Genomic DNA, 1,955 nt, shown 5'->3' on the forward strand with positions numbered 1-1,955 from the left:
TCCGGGCCGACCGCGCAGCCGCCGGCGGCGAGCAACACGCCGAGCAGCACGACGCCGACGGCGGCGAGCCGGCCCGCGGCGGGCGGTCGTCCACCCGGTCCGCTCCTGGGGTACGACCGCATGGCGCGTCTCCTCTCGGTGGTGCTGCTATTCGGCCCTGGCCAGGCGCAGCGCGAGCTCGGGGCAGACCTTGACCGCCTTCAGCGCGCCCTCCCGGAGCCAGGTCGGCACGGGGGTGGACGGGAAGGCGGGGTATCCGTTGGCGTCCAGCCGGATGAAGTCGGGCACGACGTGCGCGCAGAGCCCGTGCCCGTCGCAGCGGGACCAGTCGAGGGTGAGCTTCTGCGGGTTGGCGTCGGGCGCGCCGGGCAGCCCCAGCACCCCCTTGACCCGCCGGCCGCAGCCGTCCCCGGTGCTGTGCAGGCGCAGGTCCTCGGCGAAGACCTCCATCGCCGAGAGCGCGAACCGGGCCGTACCGTCGGGGTGGCTGCACGCGCCGCGGCCCTTGACGTCGCCGGCGGCGGCCCGGACGACCTCCACCGGCGCGCTGCCGGAGACCGCCAGGTCGACGGCGCGGGCCAGGTCGGGCAGGCCCATCTTGCACGGTCCGCACTGGCCGGCGGACTCGCCGGCGAGGTAGCGGACCACCTGAGCGACCTCTCCGAGCGGGCAGGTGTCGCCGCCCAGCGGCACGACGATGCCGGCGCCGAGGGTGCCGCCGACCTTGGTGAGCCCCTTACGGGACACCTCCGCCCGGTCCGCGGCCTCCTGGGTGATCCACTTTCCGTGGTAGCCGCCCATCAGGATGCCCGGTGAGTCCGGCACCTCGCACAGGTCGAGGATCTCCCGCAGCGGGGTGCCGGCGGCGCACTCCACCACGGCCGGGCGCTTCGCCGCGCCGGTCACGGTGAGCAGCAGCGTGCCGGGCTCGTCGTCGGTGCCGAGCGCCGCGTACTCGTACGGGCCGAGCCGGGCGGCGACCGCGAGCTGCGCGTACGTCTCGGCGTTGGAGAGCAGGGTGGGCAGGTTGTTCACCCCGGAGTCGCTGGAGCGCTTCTTGGTGCCGGGCGGGATGTGCGGCAGCCCGTTGATCCCGTTCACCAGCGCGCCGCCCTCACCGGAGATGAACCGGTGCGGCACGGTGACGATGCTGGTCGGCACCGGCATCCGGCGCTCCTGGAGGGCCTGGGTGATCGAGTCGCGACCCACCCCGTCGTCGGCCACCCCGATCACGATCTCCTCGGCGTCCAGCGCGTACGCGGCCAGCGCCGCCCCGTCGAGGATCAGGTGCGGCGCCCGGGTGAGCAGGACCTTGTCCTTCCAGCTCGCCGGCTCGCCCTCGGTGGCGTTGACCACCACCACGGCGGGCAGGTCCTGCCGCTCGCAGGACTCCAGCACCGCCGTGAGCTTGCGGGCGAACGGGAAGCCCGCGCCGCCCTTGCCCTTGAGCTGCATGCTCTCGGCCAGCCGGAGCAGGTTCGCCGGCTCCATCGGGCCGATCGGGCCGTGCACCTCCTCGTGCGCGACCAGGTCGAGCCGGCCGAACTCGGCGAACCCGGCGGTGAGCCGGGGCTCGCCGACGCACGCCACCGGCGGCACCTTGGTCCGCATCACTTCGCCTCACCCCGCAGCCCGGCCCAGTACGCCCCGTCCACCGCGTCCGCGTCGGCCCGCCGGCGGCGCCGGCGGCTCTCGCCGGTGGCCTTCAGGGCACGACGGGAGGCCAGGTCGACCAGGGTGGGGGTGTCGTCGACGGGCACCTCGTCCGGGACGTACCGGGCCGGCGGCCGCCAGTAGTCCGGCTCCACCGGCACCTCGTCGTCGACGCTGTGCCGGCCGGCGCCGCTGCGCGGCATGGCTCTCGCCGGTGGCCTTCAGGGCACGACGGGAGGCCAGGTCGACCAGGGTGGGGGTGTCGTCGACGGGCACCTCGTCCGGGACGTACCGGGCCGGCG

Annotated in this window: 2 protein-coding genes; both read right to left on the minus strand. The window is 75.2% G+C overall.

The genetic code is table 11. The features are described from left to right. Positions 1–147: 147 nt before the first annotated feature. Positions 148–1,614, minus strand: coding sequence for an NADH-quinone oxidoreductase subunit NuoF family protein (locus JNW89_RS35905; RefSeq protein ID WP_238452391.1), 1,467 nt, complete (start codon positions 1,612–1,614; stop codon positions 148–150). Further along, positions 1,611–1,856: a hypothetical protein gene (locus tag JNW89_RS35910; protein WP_238452392.1), complete on the minus strand. Its 246-nt coding sequence runs from the start codon at positions 1,854–1,856 to the stop codon at positions 1,611–1,613. The genes JNW89_RS35905 and JNW89_RS35910 overlap by 4 nt, the downstream gene beginning before the upstream one ends. Between the last annotated feature and the right edge of the window lie 99 nt (positions 1,857–1,955).

The sequence above is a fragment of the Micromonospora sp. 4G55 genome (assembly GCF_016803375.1).